Genomic DNA, 17,954 nt, shown 5'->3' with positions numbered 1-17,954 from the left:
TTCGCCCTAGACGTCCTCGGGATTGTCGACGTAAACGAGCCCGGCTTTCGCCAGGGCGTCGCGCATGCCGTACATATCGAGGCCAAGCTCGCCCGAGGCGAGTCGCTCGCGCTTGCCGCCCTCGTCCGCGTTGCGCTTCTTCGCCTTCTCCGCGACTTCGACGGCATCGCGCTTCCGCACCACCACGACGCCGTCGTCATCGGCCACGACGATGTCGCCGGGATCGACGTTGACGCCGGCGCAGACCACGGCAATGTTGACCGAGCCAAGGGTCGCCTTGACCGTGCCCTTGGCCGACACTGCGCGCGACCACACTGGAAATTTCATCTCGTGCAGCGCTTTGACATCGCGGCAGCCGGCATCGATGATCAGCCCCTGTACGCCGCGCGCCCTCAGCGAGGTCGCGAGCAGTTCGCCGAACATGCCGTCGGTATTGTCGGTGGTGCAGCCGACGACGAGAATGTCGCCCTTCCTGCACTGCTCGACAGCGACGTGGATCATCCAGTTGTCGCCAGGCTGCGCCAGCACGGTCACCGCAGGACCCGCAATCGCCGCGCCCGGCCACACCGGCCGCATATACGGCTTCATCAGGCCGATGCGACCGTAGGCCTCGTGCACGGTCGAAACTCCGTACTCCGCCATTCCAGCGGGATCGGCACGCTTGATGTTGCGAACGACGACGGGCTTCATGCCAGCTCCTCCGCGACCGTCGGGAACAGGCGCTGATAGGCCTCGCCATACGTCATGGGCATGCCGGTGTTGCGGCTGCCCTGGATGCCGCGGTTGAGCGCAACGCGCTCGTAATAGCCCCAGAGATGCTTTTGTGCGGCGAGGATCTGGAACGCCTCGTACTTCTCCTTCCAGACCTCGTCGATCTTGAGGAGCAGGTCCGGCTTGTAATTGCACTGCTCGGGCTGGTGCGGCTCGAACAGGAACACCGGCGGTGCCGAATATTTGTACTCCGCGCCGGGCTTGTGACCCATCGCCTGCGCGACCACGCGGGTCTCCTGCGCGAAATGCGCGGCATTCGGATGGTCGAAATTATAGGGGTCTTCCAGCGCGTGCGTCAGCACGAAACTCGGATTGAGCTCGCGGTAGATGTCGACCATGCGGTCGAAATGCGTTTCCGTCAGCTTTAGCGGATAGTCGCCGCAATCGAAGAACTCGATCTCGGCGCCGAGCAGCTTTGCGGCGCGCTCCGCCTCGTCCTTGCGGCCGGCCTTGACTGATTCCAGCGTCGCGCCCTTCTCCTTCCAGGCGAACTGGCTCTCGCCGCGCTCACCAAAGGACATGCAGACGATCTTCATGCGATAGCCCTTCTTCGCATGCAGCGCGATGGCCCCTCCAGCGCGCCAGACGAAGTCGCCGGGATGGGCCGTAATCACGAGACCTGTTTTCATGGGACAAACTCCCCTCTTCTGTTCGTAAGCGTCATAAGCTCATCAACCCGCGGCGGCGGCGGGCTCCTCGCCGTCGAGCACGCGCTTCAGGCGCTCGGCGTCGAGCGCGCCTTCCCATTTGGCAATCGCGATGGTCGCGACCGCGTTCCCGATCAAATTGGTCGGCGTCAGGCCCTGCGACATCAGGCGGTGGACGCCGAGCACGAGCGCAACGCTCGTCACCGGAATGCTGCCGGTCGCGGACAGCGTTGCCGCCAGCACGACAAAGGCGGCGCCCGCGATGCCTGCCGCGCCCTTGGACGTCACAAGCAGGATCAGCAGCAGCTCGATCTGCTCGGCGAGCCCCAGCGGCGTATTGGTCGCCTGGGCCAGGAACACCGAGGCGGCGGCGAGGTATAGACAGGTGCCGTCGAGATTGAAGGAATAGCCGGTCGGGATCACCAGCCCGACCACGCTCTTCTCGCAGCCGGCCTGTTCCAGCTTGGTCAGCATCCGCGGCAGCACCGTCTCGGACGAGGTCGTGGCGATGCAGATCAGCAGCTCTTCCCAGATGTAGCGGATCAGCTTGAGCAGCGAGAAGCCGCAGAGCCGGGCGACGGGGCCGAGCGCCGCGATGATGAAGATCACACAGGTCAGATAGAAGCCGCCCAGTAGCTTGCCGAGCGAGGCCAGCGAGCCGACCCCGAACTTGCCGACCGTAAAGGCGATGGCGCCGAACGCGCCGATCGGCGCCGCCCACATCACGAAGCCGACCACGGCGAATATCATCTTGGCGGCGACGTCGACGAGGTTGATCAGCGGTGCCGCGCGTTCACCGAGTTGCACCAGCGCAAAACCACACAGCACGGAGATGAAGAGGACCTGGAGGATGTTTCCCTCGGCAAAGGCACCAATGAAGGTCGCGGGCACGATGTTCGTCAGGAACGGCACGAAGCCGATCACAGCGGTCTGCTTTACATAAGGCTCGACCGCACTGGCGTTGATGCTGGCGGGATCGATGTTCATGCCGACCCCGGGCTTCAGCACATTGACCGCAACCAGGCCGATCACCAGCGCGATCGTGGTCATGATCTCGAAATAGATGATGGCCTTGACCGCGACCCGTCCGACACGGGCCATGTCGGCCATATGCGCGATGCCGTGCACGACGGTGCAAAAGATGATCGGTGCGATCAACATCCGGATTGCCTTGATGAAGGCATCGCCGAGCGGCTGCATCTTGGCTGCCGCCTCGGGACTGACGATCCCAAGCGCGATGCCGGCCGCCATGGCGATCAGCACCTGGATCCAGAGCTCCTTCCACCAGGCGCGCCCGCGCGGCTTGTCGATCGCCAGCGCCGTCATTCGCCAAACCCGAACAGGCGCGCCGGATTGCTGACCAGAATCTTCTGCTGAAACTCCGGCTCGGGCGCGAACAACGGGATCAGGTCGACGAGGTCGCCGTCATTCGGCATCGCCTTGACGTTGGGATGCGGCCAGTCGGTGCCCCAGATGACGCGGTCGGGCGCGGTCTCGACGATTTTTCGCGCGAATGGCACCGCATCGGTGAACGGCGGGCCAGCCGAGGACACGCGCTCGGAGCCGCAGATCTTCACCCAGCACTTCTCGTCGCGCTGCATCAGATCGATCAGAATCATGAACGGAGGCTGCTCAAGCCCGTCGGAGGCCTTCACCCGACCCATATGGTCGATGGTGTAGCTCAGCGGCAGCCTCGCAAGCATGTCGGCATATTCGGGCAGATCGATCGCATCGAAATGCAGATCGATATGCCAGCCGAACGGCGCGACCATTGCGATGACCCGGTTGAAGACGCTCTTGTCGGGAACGCCGCCGAGATGGCGGACGAAATTGAAGCGGCAGCCGCGGAAGCCGCCTTCGTGCAGCGCACGAAGCTCGCGCTCGGTGATGGTGTCGTCGATGTTGGCAACCGCGCGGTAGGCGCCGTTGCTTTGCGCGATGGCATCGAGCGCCACCGTATTGTCGGTGCCATGCACGCTGGCATTGACGATGACGGCGCGCTCCACGCCGAGTTTGGCGTGCAACGCCTTGAAATCCTCGAGCGGCGCATCCGGTGGCGTGTAGGAGCGATCCGGCGCGTAAGGATATTTCGCGCCGGGCCCGAAGATGTGGCAATGCGCGTCGCACGATAGTTTTGGCAGCTTGAATTTCGGCGTGCGCGTATTCGGATCAGGCGGCGGAATGGTGGGGATATAAGTCATTGTCATCAGCCGAACTTGAACAGGCGTGCCGGATTGTCGACCAGCAGCTTCTGCCGGACCGCGCTATCCTGCGCATAGAGCGGAATCAGGTCGACCAGTTCGCCGTCATTGGGCATGATCTTGACGTTCGGGTGTGGCCAGTCGGTACCCCAGATGACGCGATCGGGCGCGTTCTCGATCAAGGCCTTCGCAAACGGCACCGCATCGTGAAACGGTTTGCCGGTGGCGGACGCGCGCTCGAGACCCGTGATCTTGACCCAGCACTTCTCGTCCTTCTGAAGGTCGAGCAATGCGGTGAAGGCGGGATCGGCGAGCCCCTTCCCCGCCTGCACCGTCGCCATGTGATCGATCACGTAAGGCGTTGGCAGTGCAGTGAGGATCGGCGCGAATTCGGCGATCGTGCCCGGCTCGAAATAGACGTCGACATGCCAGCCGAGCTCGGCAACGCGATGCACGATGTGCTGAAATGTGGCCATGTCGCCGACACCGCCGAGGCGCTTCAGGAAGGCGAAGCGGCAGCCGCAGATGCCGGCCTTGTCGAGCCCGGCAAGGTCTTTGTCCGACATCTCGTCGCTGACGTTCGCGATGCCTTTGTAGGCGCCTTCACTCTGCGCGATCGCATCGGTTACGACACGATTGTCGGTGCCGTGCACAGTGGCATTGACGATCACGCAGCGCTCAACGCCGATTTTTTCGTGCACGCTGCGAAACGTTTCCAGCGGCGCATCGGCCGTGTTGTAGGGCCGGTTCGGCGAAAAGGGATAGCGCGCGGCCGGCCCGAAGATATGGGTGTGAGTGTCGCAGGACTTCGGCGGCAGCTTGAACGAAGGCACCTTTGGATTTGGATCCGGCGGGTCGATGGTCGGCATCGCCTTCGGCCCAGCGGTTTGCGCGCGCGTTTCGCTCGTGAACGCCGCGCCGGCCAATCCGGTCAAGAGATGCAAGCATTCGCGCCTGTTCATTTCCTCAACACCCAGTCACATGGTCCGCTTGCGAGAGGAAACGCTGAGCGCGTCCGCCTCGACGGTTTCTTTCAAGTCTTGCTTGTAACGGGCCGCCGTCGTGCCGGCGCGGCCTGATCCAGCGCCGGCGCCTGGAAGGCGGCAACCGTGGCCTGCACCAGCTGCTCGATAGCGCTGGCGGCATCGCTGCCATCGGCCTCGCCGCGCGACAGGCGCGAGACGCGATCCGGCGTCACCAGCGAATAATACAGCGCGCCGAGCAGGAAGTGGCTGCGCCACACGATCTCGGTGCGCGGAACATGCGGCACGCTCTCGTGGACCGCATCGATGAAAGCGTGGCTGGTATCGTCAAAGGTCTGCGCGATGATCTTCCGCGCGACCTCGTTGCCTTCCGCTGACATCACTGCGCGCAGCCGCGTGAAGCGCGCCCCGCCGCCGGCGAGATCGCTGCCCGAAGTGAAGGCCGGCACCACATAGGCGCGCACGATCGCCTCCAGCCGGTCCTGGAGATCGCGCACGCGCTTGGCGGCGGCCAGCAACTCCGAACGGCGGAGATTCATCGGCCCGCAATGGCGGCGATAGATCTCCAGCAGCAGGCCGTCCTTGGTCGTGAAATGATAGGTCACGCTGCCGGGATTGGCGCCGGCGGCCTGCGCGATATCGCGTACCGAGACGGCGTTGAAGCCGTTGGTGGCGAACAGCTCTTCGGCCGCAGCGAGGATCGCCTCGCGCATGTTCGGCTTCCGGGCCGTTTCCTTGCTGGTGGGCTTGCGTACCATATGATTTGTACTATCGTACAAAAGATCAGGTCTCGTCAACAAAAACCATGGGCAATGTCCGGGCGGCTCAGAAACGGGCGCAAGGACGCGAATGCCTCGAGGAGTGCTCCAGAATGCCGGGTTTGAACAAGACGATCGGCGGGTTCGCGGTCGTTGCGGGTTTGCTGCTCGCAGCGAGCGCCGCGCATGCCGCCAATTATCCCAGCAAGCCAGTTCACATCCTCGTGCCCTATGCGGCCGGCGGCGCCGTCGATGTGCTCGCGCGCACGCTCGGCCAGGCGCTGGCCAAGACCTGGGACCAGCAGCCCGTGATCGACAACCGCCCGGGTGCCGGCGGCATCGTCGCCTCGCAGGCGCTGACGCAGGCCGCACCCGACGGCACCACGCTGATCCTGGTCGCGAGCGGTCATCCGCTCAACCAGTTCATCTATCCGAGCGTGCCGTATGACACGTTCAAGGATTTTACCGCGATCAGCGAAGTCGCCTCGTCGCCGCTTGCCATCGTGGTGGCGAAGGACAGCCCTTACAAGACACTCGGCGATCTCCTGGCTGCCGCAAAGAAGGATCCCGACAAGCTCTCCTACGGCATGTCCGGCAATGGCACCTCGGCGCATCTCGCCGGCGAGCTCCTGAAGCACATGTCCGGCACGAAAATGGTTGCGATCCCCTACAAGGGCGGCGCGCCGGCGCTGACCGCCGTGATCGCGGGTGAAATCCCGCTCAGCATCAATCCGCTGGCTGAAGCGATCGGCCAGCTCGACGGCGGCCCGGTCCGCGCGCTCGCGGTGACCTCGGCCGAGCGCTCCAAGGTCCTGCCCGATGTTCCGACCGTCGCAGAGGCCGGCGTGCCCGGCTACGATGTCTCGGTCTGGTGGGGCGTGCTGGGCCCGGCGAAGATGCCGCCAGAGATCGTGGCAAAGCTCGAAACCGATTTGAAAGCGGCGCTACAAGATCCGAACGTCATGTCGACTCTCGGCAAGATCGGCGCCGCCCCCGTCGGCTCGTCTGCCAAGGACTTTGACGCCTACATGCACAGCGAGGCAACCAAATGGGAACCGGTACTGAAGGCCGCCGACATCCACGCGCAGTGAGGCGGCCCTGACGCTCCCCTGCCCTCGCCGGCTCGTCACGCCCTCGTTCAATTCCGCGCGTTCGCCCGCATCTTCTCCGGCGCGGCCGGGCGCCGCATGTAATCGGCGTCGTCGCCTCCTGCTGATGGAATCAGGATTGCGCGTTCGCGCGGCAGAGCCTCCGGCATCTCGTCGCGAATGAAGGCGATGAGCTTCTCCCTCATTTCGCAGCGCAGATCCCAGGATTGCGGCGCATTCCGCGCGCTGACCAATACACGAAGTTCGATGGTGCGCGAATCCGCGTCGATCACCTGGAGATTGACCACCGCGCCGTCCCAAAGCTTGGATTCCTTGACCGCCTCCTCCAGCCAGCGCCGGATGCGCGGCACGTCGGCGCGATAGTCGACATGAAACGCGATCACACCGATCAGGGATGCGGTATCGCGTGTCCAGTTCTGGAACGGTTTTTCGATGAAGTAGGACAACGGCACCACCATGCGGCGCCAGTCCCACAGCCGGATCACCACATAGGTCGAGGCGATGTCCTCGACCCACCCCCACTCGTTCTCGATGATCACGGCATCCTCGATGCGGATCGGCTGGGTGATCGCGATCTGCAGACCTGCAATCAGATTGCTGAGCAGCGGCCGCGCGGCAAGACCGACGATGATACCGGCTGCGCCGGCCGAGGCGAACAGGCTGACGCCATACTGCCTCACCGAGTCGAACGTCATCAGCGCGGTAGAGACCGTGATGATGACGATGATGGTGTCGGTCACGCGCTTGAACACGCGGATCTGCGTCACGTGCTTGCGCGCGATGAGGTTCTCGGTGACGTCGCGAAAGTTGCGCAGATAGCGCGCCGCGCTCATGTCCACGATCCGGATCGATATCCACCCCATCAGCGCGATGAAGGCGACCACGAACAGACGCATCAGCGGCGTCCGGATCGTGTCGTCGAGCGGCGCCAGCGGCAGCACGAGCGCAACGGCAGCCAGACACAAAGCGAGTTGGGCCGGACCGGCGGTACGCTCAATGAACACGCCGACGAGAGGAAGTGTGCCAAAGGCGCGATTGAGCAGCCATACCGCCAACCGATAGAAGACCAGGGCCAGCAAAATCGCACCGGCGATCAGGCTGAAGCCGATCAGCCACGACGGTACCCAGCCGAGCATCTCGTCGATGTCGGCCATAACGGCATGCAAATTCATCCATATCCCCGCAACGCATTCGCCTAGGGCGCTCAACGCATTCCCAGCGGCTTCGCTCCCCCCGCTCAGTGCAACGCAGCATCCCTCTGGTGCAACCGTCCCCGAACTGCGCTATCTCTAGATTCATGACTCGACGAACCGGCAGCGCCGACCTTCCCCTGCACAACGGCCGGGTTCCCCCCTGGCTCGCGACCCGCATGGCTTCACTTGGCGCGATCGTCACGCAGGCGATCGTGCATCACTACGGGCGCGATGCGTTCCTCCAGCGGCTGTCACACCCGTTCTGGTTCCAGTCGTTCGGCGCGGTGATGGGTATGGACTGGCATTCCTCCGGCATCACGACATCGGTGATTGGCGCGCTGAAGCGCGGGCTAGGTCCGCTCCAGGACGAGCTCGGCATCTATGTCTGCGGCGGCCGCGGGCAGCATTCGCGCAAGACACCGGACGAATTGGTGCAGCTCGGTGACCGCGTCGGGTTCGACGGCGCAAAGCTCACGCGGGCCAGTCGTTTGGTAGCCAAAGTCGATAGCGCGGCGGTGCAGGACGGGTTCGACCTCTATCTCCACGGCTTCTTTGTCACCGCCGATGCCAAATGGACCGTGGTGCAGCAGGGCATGAACGGCGACAAGCGGCAGGCCCGGCGCTACCATTGGCATTCCGAGGCACTGAAGAGTTTTGTCGATACGCCGCACAGCGCGATCGACGGCCCGCAGCAAGGCGAGATCGTCAATCTGACCGACCACCGCGCCGACGTCTCGCGCAATGCGCAGCTCGAGCTTTTGAGCGATCTCGGCCCCGATCGCATCGTCACCGAATTCGAACGGCTCAACGGCACGGCAGCCACGCCGGCGCAGGCGATGCTGCCGCATCTGATCATGCCGGCGCATCACGACGTGCGGCCCAAGGACGTGTTCGCGCGCCGCCTGCACGGCACGCTGGCGGCAGCCGCAGAGCGCGGCCCTGTCGACTTCCCGGATCTGCTGCTGACGCCCGGTGTCGGCGCGCGCACCGTGCGCTCGCTGGCGATGGTCGCCGAGGTCGTGCATGGCGCGCCCTATCGCTTCAACGATCCCGCGCGCTTCTCGCTCGCCCACGGCGGCAAGGACCGGCATCCCTATCCCGTCCCGATCAATATCTATGACGAGACCATCCGAGTGCTGAAGGACGCGATCCAGAACGCAAAACTCGGACGCGACGAAGAAATGCAGGCGATCAAGCGGCTCGACGATCAGGCGCGGCGGCTGGAGCGGACGGCGCGCGGGCCTTCCGTGCAGTCGTTCATCGCAGGTGAACGCGCGGCCTCGCCGGAGCTCGACGGCCGGTCCGTGTTCGGCTGGGAACGCGATCTCGCGCCAACAAAAAAGCGGACCGGCTGAACACCGGTCCGCGAGTTGCTCGGGAGGAACGTCTCTCAGGTCTCGTCGCCCGCTCCGTCTTCGTCTGCGAGTCGGTTGGCCGAGTGATCCTGATACTGATCGGTCTGGATGGCCTTTCCATCCATGCCGCGGATGTCCGAGTGCTGAGCCTTGTCGCGGTTCGACAGCACCATGTTGTCGCCGATCTTCTCCTTCGGGACGTCCGTGAGCCCGCCGGTGCCGTCGCCCTTGCCGTGCATGCCCGATCTGAAATGCGTCTTGCTGCCATGACCGCCTGGCATCGGTCTCTCCTGTTGCGTTGATCGTCCCTGCAAGTTCAGTGCTTCTCCTGCGCCGGCGTTGGCTTCAGCGGCTTGTGGCCGCTCTGGCCGCCGTCGTTGTGCTTGTTGTGGTCGCTCTCCTGATTGAGGCCACCCCAGCTCACCGGAAACTCGCTCTGACGTGCCTGGCGGTTGATCTGGTGAACGGCGTTGTCCTCTGGATTGTGCCCGATCGCCTGCTCGACCTGGCGCTGATCCGGAACATCGGCTTTCCGTTCGAGGATGCGCAGTTGCTGCTCGTGTGTCTTGCTGCCTTGCATGGGTGCCTCCAGTCTTCAGCGACCGCGCCGGTGGGCGCCGCTGCGCGCGACATCCTTGTCGATGCCTCCCGCCGCATTGACGTCGTTCTCGAGATCACCTTCGATCGTGTTCTCGCCCAAGACGTCTTCCAAATCGTCAGGCGATGCGCCGGCCATGGTGACACCCTTCGATCCGCCGATCAGCGGATTGTCGCGCATGTCTTTTTCGCTCGGGGTATATAGCTTTGGTTGCTTGTTGCTCATGATCTGTTCGCTCCGCTTCGCCCTCGGCGCCTCTGGCCCACGATGACGCTTCGTGCTCTCGCTGCCGGTGGTGGGAACCCTTCGGCGCCCGGCTCCCACTGACAACAGGAAGCGCCGGACGTCGTTCCTAGCGGTGGAGATTTCCAAAAAATCCGGATGTCAGTTTACCGCCGCGAAGGGCCGATCGGTCATCGCTTGCGTCTGACGCGCCGCAAGTGTTCCGCCTTCGTCTGCGACAACGGGAAGCTGCGCGATGGCGCGAATCCCGGGCCGCTTGCGCCATTGAATCTGCGCGGGATCGACGGCGAGGCTGAGCTTTGGCCAGCGCGCGAACAGCGCCTCGAGCGCGCAAACCGCCTCGATCCGCGCCAGCTGGTGGCCGAGACAGAAGTGAATTCCCGTCCCGAACGAGATGTGGCGGTTCGGCTTGCGTTCGAGATCGAGCCGTTCAGGCGCATCGTGGACCGCCGGATCCATGTTCGCGGCGGCGAGCATGACCATGACGCGATCGCCCTTCTTCAAGCGCACGCCTTCGAGCTCGACATCGTGCCGCACATAGCGCGGCTTCGAGAACTGCACCGGCGAGACGAAGCGCAGGAACTCCTCGACCGCGAACCCGACCCGGCTCCAGTCCTCCTCCAGCCAATCGCGCAGACCAGGATTTCGGAGCAGCTCGTAAACCGAACCGCTGATGAGATGCGTGGTGGTTTCCGAGCCCGCTGCGAGCAGCAGAAACAGCATCGACACCATTTCGTCCGGGGTGATCTGACCGCCTTCGCGTTCGACCTGGACCAGTTCGGCGATCAGGCCCTCACCGCCCTGTACGCGAGCAAGCTGCAACCGCTCTGCAAGATAGTCGCGCATCTTGCGGAATGCGAACAGCAGTCGGAAGAAGCTGACGACGTTCGTCAGCGACGACATGGCGTTGGCCCAGGCGATGAACCTCGGACGATCCGCCGCCGGAAGCCCCAGCAGTTCGGAGATCACCGACAGCGGCAGGATGCGTGCATAGCGCTGGACGAGATCGGCGGGGCGGCCTTCTGCAAACAGATCGGCCGCGAGATCATCGGCAATGGCGCGAATACGTGGCTGCATGTCCATAATCGCACGCCGGCGAAAGGCTTCGTCCACGATGCTGCGCAGCCTTGTGTGATCCGGCTCGTCCATGGTCAGCATATTGTTGGCGATGGTTGCGACGAGCCTTGGCATCCACCAGCGCAAGCCGGCGACTTCGCCATCCTCCTTGCGGAGCGTGAATGTCGCGCCGTCCTTCAGCACCTGCGCGGTGGCATCGTGCGTGGTGGTGACCCAGACATCGCCGACCAGAGGGAAATGTGTCACAACCACGGGGCCGGATGCGCGCAGCTTCGCGATCGCCTTGGGCGTATCGCGGAAGAAGGTCTCGCTGGTGAAATCGAGGCGCGGTGCCATGGGATCACCGGAGTGGCTGGGGGCGCCTCATCGAGATGGTGTGCGGGGAGTAACGCGCAAGGGTCGGAACCGACGCTATCCGCGCCCGGGCGAGCGCGGCCCCGGCTTGCGCTGCCGCTGGCCGGTGTAGGAATCCCAATGACTCCAGCTGCCGTTGCTCAGGCTTTGCAGGTCAGTGGTGAGCGGACGGCGCGTGCGCTTGTCATACTCGGCGATCGAGCGCTCCGATTGTGCGATCTTGCGCTTGAGTTCCGCAATCGCCTTCTGGGTCTCGCCGTTACGTTTCGACGAGGCGATTTCGCCCATCGTGAAGCGGGCGGTCTCGAGCGCCTTCAACTCGGCGCGGTTCCTCTTTAACTGGACCCGCTGCCAGGCGATGTTGCTGTCGCTGTCCGCAACCATGTGGGAACTCCGCTGATTCGCTCCCACAGTGTATCGCGCGCCGAATCGACGCCGCAACGCCCGTACGAGGGCGAAAATGCGGTGTTATTGCGCGACCAGCGCCCCGGATCGGGGCTCTAGATATTGTCTTGACGCGTTTTCTTTACGCGAACCGGTACCCGCTTCGCTCGAAAACGCTCTAACGTTCCGCGAAGGCCTTTTCGACCACGAACTGGGCCGGCTCGCCGTGATTGCCCTCGATGAAGCCGCGCTCACCCAGCAGCGAGCGGGTGTCGGCCACCAGCGCCGGGCTGCCGCAGATCATGACGCGGTCATGGGCCGCTTCCAGGTCCGGCAGGCCGATATCGGCGAACAGCTTGCCGGAGGTGATGAGGTCGGTGATACGGCCGCGGTTGCGGAACGGGTCGCGCGTCACGGTCGGATAGTAGATTAGCTGAGCACGGATGTAGTCGCCCAGCAGTTCGTCGTTCGGCAGCTTCTCGGTGATCATCTCGCCATAGGCGAGCTCCTTGACGTGGCGGCAGCCGTGCAGCAGCACCACCTTCTCGAAACGCTCGTAGGTTTCGGGGTCCTTGATCACGCTCAGGAACGGCGCGAGCCCGGTGCCGGTGCCGATCAGATAGAGGTTGCGCCCCTCCTCCAGATTGTCGATCACCAGCGTCCCGGTCGCCTTGCGGCTGACGATGATCTCGTCGCCTTGCTTGAGGTGCTGGAGCCGCGAGGTCAGCGGGCCGTCCGGCACCTTGATGGAGAAGAACTCCAGCGTGTCCTCGTAATTGGCGCTGGCGACGCTGTAGGCCCGCAGCAGCGGCTTCTCGCCGACCTTGAGCCCGATCATGGTGAATTCGCCGTTGCGGAAACGGAAGGTCGGGCTGCGGGTGGTCTTGAAGGAGAACAGCGTGTCGGTCCAGTGGTGGACGCTCAAAACGCTTTCCTGATTGAAATTGCTCATCTCACCCTTCCGTGTCGCTTCATTGCGGTTTTCGAGGCGGTCAGCTATGCATCATTCGTATACGATCATTCGTATACAAATGAATAATCCAGCTTGATCCCGCGGTCAAGGCTGCCCAAGATCGAAAGCGTTGCAGTTAAGGACAAGGACCCCTTCCATGGCGCATGACGCACCGCAGGCCGCCGGACCCTCGAAGCTCGTGATCCGCAATATCGGCCTGATCCTGTCGGGCGCGCTGGAAAAGCCGATCCTGGACGGCGACACCATCGTCGCCGAGAACGGCAAGATCAGCGCCATCGGCCGCTTCAAGGACCTCGACACGGAAGGCGCGACCACGATCGTCGACGCCAACGGCACCACCGTCGCGCCCGGCCTGATCGACAGCCACGTCCATCCCGTCGCCGGCGACTGGACGCCGCGGCAGAACCAGATCGGCTGGATCGACAGCAACCTGCATGGCGGCGTCACCACCATGATCTCGGCCGGCGAGGTTCACATGCCAGGCCGCCCGCGCGACGTCGTCGGTCTCAAGGCGATGGCCATCTTCGCCCAGCGCGCTTTCTGGAATTTGCGGCCCGGCGGCGTGAAGGTTCATGCCGGCGCGCCGGTGATAGAATGCGAAATGGTGGAAGAGGATTTCAAGGAGTTGGCCGCAGCCGGCGTCAAGCTGCTCGGCGAAGTCGGCCTCGGCGGCGTCAAGGACGGACCGACCGCGCGCAGAATGGTCGGCTGGGCCCGCAAATACGGCATCCAGAGCACGATCCACACCGGCGGCCCCTCGATCCCCGGCTCCGGCCTGATCGACAAGGACGTGGTGCTGGAAGCCGATACCGACGTGGTCGGTCACATCAATGGCGGCCACACCGCGCTGCCCGACGACCAGATCCGCTGCATCTGCGAGGGCTGCAAGCGTGGGCTCGAGCTCGTTCACAACGGCAATGAGCGCTCCGCTTTGTTCACGCTGCGCACCGCGCGCGAGATGGGCGATTTGCATCGCGTCATCCTCGGCACCGACGCGCCGGCCGGATCGGGCGTGCAGCCGCTCGGCATTCTGCGCATGGTCTCGATGTTGTCCTCGCTCGGCGACCTGCCGGCCGAACTCGCCTTCTGCCTGGCCACCGGCAACACCGCGCGGATGCGCGAGCTCGATTGCGGCCTGATCGAAATCGGCCGCTCCGCCGATTTCGTCATCATGGACAAGGCGCAGCATTCACCGGGCAAGAACATCCTGGAGAGCGTCCAGCTCGGCGATCTCCCCGGCATCGGCATGACCATCATCGACGGCATCGTGCGAACGCAGCGGAGTCGGAATACGCCGCCGGCGGGGAGAGTGCCGGAGATGGTGGCGAAGTAGGCCGGACAGACGGTGCCGTAGGGTGGGCAAAGCGTAGCGTGCCCACCAATACTCTCGCACGCGATGAAAGATGGTGGGCACGGCGCTTTGCGCGTTTGCCCACCCTACAAGACCTGCATCACCTCAGCTTATTAAGAAGCGCCATCAACGTCTCGCGCTCCTTCGCGTCGAGCGGGGCCAGCGTCTCGCGGCTGATCGCCAGCGCATTCGGCGCCAGCTTTTCGGCAAGCTGCTGCCCTGCGCGCGTCAGGCTGACCAGCAGCCGCCTGCCATCGCCGGGATCCTGGCTCGTCTCCGTCAGGCCGCGCACCGAGAGCCGGTCGATCACGCCCTTGATGGTCGCGACATCCATCGACGTCAGCCGCCCGAGCTGGTTCTGCGAGCACGGCCCGGTCTCGGCGAGTTTTGACAGCGCCGCCCATTGCGTGGGCGTCAGATTGGTGCCGATGTCGCGGGAGAAGATCGAACTGTGGCGCTGCCAGACCTGGCGCAGGATGAAGCCGACCTGCTCGTCGAGCACATAAGACGGCTTTGTCTGTTTGACGCTCTTCTTCGCCGCCACACTTCTCGCCATCCGCTCCCCGCCCCTCACAACGACAGATGCGCGTCACGGATGTCCGGACGCGCATCGAGCTCGGCCATGGTGCCGCCGAAACAGATGCGACCACGCTCGATGATGTAGGCGCGATCGGAAATCAATCGCGCAAAATGCAAATTCTGCTCGGAAACGACGATGCTGACGCCCTCCTTCTTCATGGTCAGGATGGCATCGACCATCTGCTCCACGATCTTCGGCGACAAGCCCTCCGACGGCTCATCGAGCAGCACCAGCGACGGATTGCCCATCAGCGTACGCGCGATCGTCAGCATCTGCTGCTCGCCGCCGCTCATGCGGCCGCCCGGACGGTGTTTCATCTCGCCCAGATTTGGAAAGAGCGCGAACAGTTTTTCCCGGGTCCAATATGGCGCATTCGGACGCTTCGGCTGGCGGCCGACCTCGAGATTCTCCTCCACCGTCAGGTCGGTGAAGATGCGCCGTTCCTCCGGTACATAGCCGAGCCCGTCCCGCACGATCTCGTGAGTGGGACGTGCCGAGACATCCCTGCCTTCGAACATGATACGTCCCGTGCGCTGCGCAACCAGGCCGACGATCGAGCGGAACGTCGTCGACTTGCCGGCCCCGTTGCGACCCAGGAGCGCCACGACCTCGCCGTCTCCGACCTCGAAGCCGATGTCGAACAGGATATGCGCCGGGCCATAGTGACTGTTGAGGTCCTGCACCGTGAGCTTCATGCCGAGGCTCCCTCGCGGTGCTCTGCATCGTAAAGCAGGCCCTCGCCGAGATAGACCGCCTGGACCTGTGGGTTGCCGCGCACCTCGGCCGGCGAACCCTCGGCGATCAGCGTGCCGCGGTTGAGGACGATGATGCGGTCGGCATGCTCGAACACCACGTCCATGTCGTGCTCGGTAAAGAGCACGCCGATCGACTTGTCCCGCGCAATGCTTGCGGTGAGCCGCATCAGGTCGACGCGTTCGCGCGGTGCCATGCCGGCGGTCGGCTCGTCCATCAACAGCAATCTTGGCTGGTTGGCGAGCGCGACCGCGAGCTCGAGCCGCTTGAGGTCGCCATAGGCGAGCTCGCCGCAGGGGCGATCCGCGTAGCCGCTCATGCCGACCAGCTCGAGCAGGCGACCGGCCTCGCCGCGGTCGACATTGGGCGCCGAGCCCCAGAGGTTGAACAATTGCTGGCCATGCGAAATCAGCGCGACCTGGACATTCTCGCGCACCGTCATGGTCGCGAACGTTGCCGTAATCTGGAAAGTGCGCCCGACGCCGAGCCGCCAAACCTCCCGCGGCTTCTTGCCCGTGGTTTCCTCGCCAAGCAGGCGGACATGGCCCGAATCCGGCCGGTTCTGGCCATTAAGCATGTCGAAGCAGGTGCTCTTGCCCGCGCCGTTCGGGCCGATCAGCGCCAGGATTTCGCCGGCGCGGAGCGAGAACGAGACGCCGCGCACCGCATGGATGCCGCCATAGGACTTGGTCAGACCTTCGACCGCGAGAAGTGGGGGTGCAACGCTCATTCGGCGGACTCGATCGGCTTGGCCAGCAAGGGTGATCCCGGCGGGGACGTCTTCCTGCGCCGCTGCGCCAGCATTTCCAGCATGCCGACGATGCCTTTGGGGAAGACAACGACGATCAGCACGATGAAGCCGCCGAGCACGAGCTTCGAGAGATCGGTCTGGCTGATCAGCCAGATGCTGAGCGCCTTGTAGACGATGGCCCCGATCACCGCGCCCGATACCGTCTCGACGCCGCCGAGCAGCACCATCACCAGCGCGTCGACCGAGAGCGAGATGCCGAGATTGTCGGGGAAGACGCTGCCTTTGAGGTAAGCGAACAGCGCGCCGCCGATGCCGGCGGTCGTTCCGGCAATCACGAAGGCGGTCCACTGCATCCGCTTGGCATTGATGCCGATCGCCTCGCTGCGCAGCACCGAATCGCGCGTGGCCCGGAGCGCGTAGCCGAACGGCGAGAACACCGCGATCCGCAAGGCGATCGTGACCAGCGCCGCGACGCCGAGCGCCAGCCAATAAAAATGGGACGGGCTCGCCGCCCAGCTCGAAGGCCAGACGCCGAGAATGCCGTTATCGCCGCCGGTCACGCTCACCCACTGGAACGCGATCGACCACACGATCTGCGCGAAGGCCAGCGTCAGCATCGCGAAATAGACGCCGGAGAGTTGCACGGCGAAGAAGCCGAACACGGCGGCACCCATACAGCCCAGCAACGGCCCGAGCAGGAGACACACGATCATCGGCAGCCCCGCCATCTTGGCGAGGAAGGCGACGCCGTAGGCGCCGAGCCCGAAATAAGCAGCGTGGCCGAACGACGCGAGCCCGCCGACCGACATCAGAAAATGCAGACTGACGGCGAAGATCACGAAGATCGCGATCTCCGAGCCGACCGTGAGCGCGTAATTGCCGGCGAACAATGGCAGCGTCGCCGCGATGACCAGCGCTGCCAGCGCAGCCAGCCGCTCGTTCGACGTCAGCGGGCGCCAGGGATTGACGGTCAGGCCGGGCGTTTTGCGTGCGGGCGCCTCGGGCTTGCCGAACAGGCCCCAGGGCCGCACGATCAGCACCGCCGCCATCACCAGAAAGACCAGGATGATCGAGATCTTCGGAAAGATCAGGATGCCGAAGGCGTTCAATTCGGAGACTAGTACCGCGGCGACGAACGCGCCGATGATGCTGCCGAGGCCGCCGATCACGACGACGACGAAGACCTCGACGATGATGCGCAGATCCATCGCGTGATGCACGGCGTCGCGCGGGATCTGGAGCGCGCCGCCGAGCGCGGCCAGGAACACGCCGACCGCAAACACAGAGGTGAACAGCCATTTCTGATTGACGCCGAGCGCTGCGACCATGTCGCGATCCTGCGTCGCGGCGCGCACCAGCACGCCCCAACGGGTGCGCTGGAACAGCAGCCAGAGAACGCCGAGCACCACCGGGCCGAGCACGATCAGGAACAAATCGTAGCTCGGAATGTTCTGGCCGAAGAAATCGATCGCGCCCTTGAAGCCCGGCGCCCGGCGCCCGACGAGATCGTCAGGCCCCCAGATCAGGACAACGAGATCCTCGACCATCAGCGTCAGGCCAAAGGTCGCGAGCAGCTGGAACAGTTCGGGCGCGTGATAGATGCGCCGAAGCAGGACCATCTCGACCAGCACGCCGATCAGCGCCACGGCGAGCGCCGCAATCACGATTGCGCCCCAGAAGCCGAACGCGCCGGACAGCCGTTCGGTCAGCGTGAAGGCGATGTAGGCGCCGATCATGTAGAACGCGCCATGCGCGAAATTCACGATCCGCGTCACGCCGAAGATGATCGACAGGCCCGACGCCACCAGGAACAGCGACGCTGCGCTGGCGAGACCGGTCAGAAACTGTACGACGTAAAAGGCCATCGGCGGTC

Annotated in this window: 20 protein-coding genes; 3 read left to right on the top strand and 17 right to left on the bottom strand. The window is 64.2% G+C overall.

Features of this window, described 5'->3' with window-relative positions:
• Positions 1-6: 6 nt before the first annotated feature.
• The 6 genes from AC0L2O_RS16170 to AC0L2O_RS16145 all read right to left on the bottom strand — a co-directional run bounded on the left by AC0L2O_RS16170 (position 7) and on the right by AC0L2O_RS16145 (position 5,360).
• Positions 7-690 carry a 4-carboxy-4-hydroxy-2-oxoadipate aldolase/oxaloacetate decarboxylase gene (locus AC0L2O_RS16170; protein WP_369724571.1) on the bottom strand — a complete coding sequence of 228 codons (684 nt, stop codon included), beginning with the start codon at positions 688-690 and terminating at the stop codon, positions 7-9.
• Positions 687-1,400: a PIG-L deacetylase family protein gene (locus tag AC0L2O_RS16165; RefSeq protein WP_473370404.1), complete on the bottom strand. Its 714-nt coding sequence runs from the start codon at positions 1,398-1,400 to the stop codon at positions 687-689. Before AC0L2O_RS16165 ends, AC0L2O_RS16170 begins: the two co-directional genes overlap by 4 nt.
• A 42-nt stretch (positions 1,401-1,442) precedes the next feature.
• Positions 1,443-2,744: a C4-dicarboxylate transporter DctA gene (gene dctA, locus AC0L2O_RS16160; RefSeq protein ID WP_473370403.1), complete on the bottom strand. Its 1,302-nt coding sequence runs from the start codon at positions 2,742-2,744 to the stop codon at positions 1,443-1,445.
• On the bottom strand, positions 2,741-3,625 hold the full coding sequence (locus AC0L2O_RS16155; RefSeq protein ID WP_473370402.1) for an amidohydrolase family protein: 885 nt from the start codon (positions 3,623-3,625) through the stop codon (positions 2,741-2,743). Before AC0L2O_RS16155 ends, dctA begins: the two co-directional genes overlap by 4 nt.
• Positions 3,625-4,581, bottom strand: coding sequence for an amidohydrolase family protein (locus AC0L2O_RS16150; RefSeq protein ID WP_473370401.1), 957 nt, complete (start codon positions 4,579-4,581; stop codon positions 3,625-3,627). Before AC0L2O_RS16150 ends, AC0L2O_RS16155 begins: the two co-directional genes overlap by 1 nt.
• A 71-nt stretch (positions 4,582-4,652) precedes the next feature.
• Complete coding sequence (locus AC0L2O_RS16145) at positions 4,653-5,360, bottom strand: TetR/AcrR family transcriptional regulator (RefSeq protein WP_409189179.1); 708 nt, start codon at positions 5,358-5,360, stop codon at positions 4,653-4,655.
• Between the two features lie 113 nt (positions 5,361-5,473).
• Here AC0L2O_RS16145 and AC0L2O_RS16140 point away from each other — a divergent pair, with 113 nt between their 5' ends.
• Complete coding sequence (locus AC0L2O_RS16140; protein WP_369724581.1) at positions 5,474-6,451, top strand: tripartite tricarboxylate transporter substrate binding protein; 978 nt, start codon at positions 5,474-5,476, stop codon at positions 6,449-6,451.
• A gap of 47 nt (positions 6,452-6,498) precedes the next feature.
• Here the strand turns inward: AC0L2O_RS16140 and AC0L2O_RS16135 are convergent, their stop codons facing one another.
• On the bottom strand, positions 6,499-7,641 hold the full coding sequence (locus tag AC0L2O_RS16135) for a mechanosensitive ion channel family protein (RefSeq protein WP_473370400.1): 1,143 nt from the start codon (positions 7,639-7,641) through the stop codon (positions 6,499-6,501).
• A gap of 125 nt (positions 7,642-7,766) precedes the next feature.
• Between AC0L2O_RS16135 and AC0L2O_RS16130 the strand changes: the two genes are divergently transcribed.
• Entirely contained in the window at positions 7,767-9,017 is a 1,251-nt protein-coding gene (locus tag AC0L2O_RS16130; protein WP_473370399.1) for a DUF763 domain-containing protein, read from the top strand.
• Positions 9,018-9,052: 35 nt separating this feature from the next.
• Here AC0L2O_RS16130 and AC0L2O_RS16125 read toward each other — a convergent pair whose 3' ends face one another.
• From AC0L2O_RS16125 to AC0L2O_RS16100, 6 genes are all read right to left on the bottom strand, one after another.
• Positions 9,053-9,298: a hypothetical protein gene (locus AC0L2O_RS16125; protein ID WP_369724586.1), complete on the bottom strand. Its 246-nt coding sequence runs from the start codon at positions 9,296-9,298 to the stop codon at positions 9,053-9,055.
• A 35-nt stretch (positions 9,299-9,333) separates the two neighbouring features.
• Positions 9,334-9,597 carry a hypothetical protein gene (locus tag AC0L2O_RS16120; protein WP_473370398.1) on the bottom strand — a complete coding sequence of 88 codons (264 nt, stop codon included), beginning with the start codon at positions 9,595-9,597 and terminating at the stop codon, positions 9,334-9,336.
• A 15-nt stretch (positions 9,598-9,612) separates the two neighbouring features.
• On the bottom strand, positions 9,613-9,840 hold the full coding sequence (locus tag AC0L2O_RS16115; protein WP_473370397.1) for a hypothetical protein: 228 nt from the start codon (positions 9,838-9,840) through the stop codon (positions 9,613-9,615).
• A gap of 159 nt (positions 9,841-9,999) precedes the next feature.
• Positions 10,000-11,271: a cytochrome P450 gene (locus tag AC0L2O_RS16110; protein ID WP_473370396.1), complete on the bottom strand. Its 1,272-nt coding sequence runs from the start codon at positions 11,269-11,271 to the stop codon at positions 10,000-10,002.
• A gap of 75 nt (positions 11,272-11,346) precedes the next feature.
• Positions 11,347-11,673, bottom strand: a complete 327-nt coding sequence (locus tag AC0L2O_RS16105; protein ID WP_369724592.1) for a hypothetical protein — start codon at positions 11,671-11,673, stop codon at positions 11,347-11,349.
• 178 nt (positions 11,674-11,851) lie between these two features.
• On the bottom strand, positions 11,852-12,625 hold the full coding sequence (locus AC0L2O_RS16100) for a ferredoxin--NADP reductase (protein WP_369724594.1): 774 nt from the start codon (positions 12,623-12,625) through the stop codon (positions 11,852-11,854).
• A gap of 157 nt (positions 12,626-12,782) precedes the next feature.
• On the opposite strand from AC0L2O_RS16100, the gene AC0L2O_RS16095 reads away from it, so the two are divergent.
• Positions 12,783-13,979: an amidohydrolase family protein gene (locus AC0L2O_RS16095; protein ID WP_369724596.1), complete on the top strand. Its 1,197-nt coding sequence runs from the start codon at positions 12,783-12,785 to the stop codon at positions 13,977-13,979.
• A gap of 118 nt (positions 13,980-14,097) precedes the next feature.
• Here AC0L2O_RS16095 and AC0L2O_RS16090 read toward each other — a convergent pair whose 3' ends face one another.
• Genes AC0L2O_RS16090 through AC0L2O_RS16075 form a run of 4 tightly spaced genes read right to left on the bottom strand, consistent with a single transcriptional unit; the run spans position 14,098 to position 17,946 of the window.
• Positions 14,098-14,553: a MarR family winged helix-turn-helix transcriptional regulator gene (locus AC0L2O_RS16090; protein ID WP_369724598.1), complete on the bottom strand. Its 456-nt coding sequence runs from the start codon at positions 14,551-14,553 to the stop codon at positions 14,098-14,100.
• Positions 14,554-14,567: 14 nt separating this feature from the next.
• On the bottom strand, positions 14,568-15,272 hold the full coding sequence (locus AC0L2O_RS16085; RefSeq protein WP_369724600.1) for an ABC transporter ATP-binding protein: 705 nt from the start codon (positions 15,270-15,272) through the stop codon (positions 14,568-14,570).
• Complete coding sequence (locus tag AC0L2O_RS16080) at positions 15,269-16,060, bottom strand: ABC transporter ATP-binding protein (protein ID WP_473370395.1); 792 nt, start codon at positions 16,058-16,060, stop codon at positions 15,269-15,271. Before AC0L2O_RS16080 ends, AC0L2O_RS16085 begins: the two co-directional genes overlap by 4 nt.
• Positions 16,057-17,946 (bottom strand): ABC transporter permease, encoded by a 1,890-nt coding sequence (locus AC0L2O_RS16075; protein ID WP_369724603.1) that lies wholly within the window; start codon positions 17,944-17,946, stop codon positions 16,057-16,059. Before AC0L2O_RS16075 ends, AC0L2O_RS16080 begins: the two co-directional genes overlap by 4 nt.
• Between the last annotated feature and the right edge of the window lie 8 nt (positions 17,947-17,954).

It is taken from the genome of Bradyrhizobium sp. Kon10, from assembly GCF_055807395.1.
Note: the sequence above shows the minus strand (reverse complement) of the source record. Positions and strands in the feature narration are given on the sequence as shown.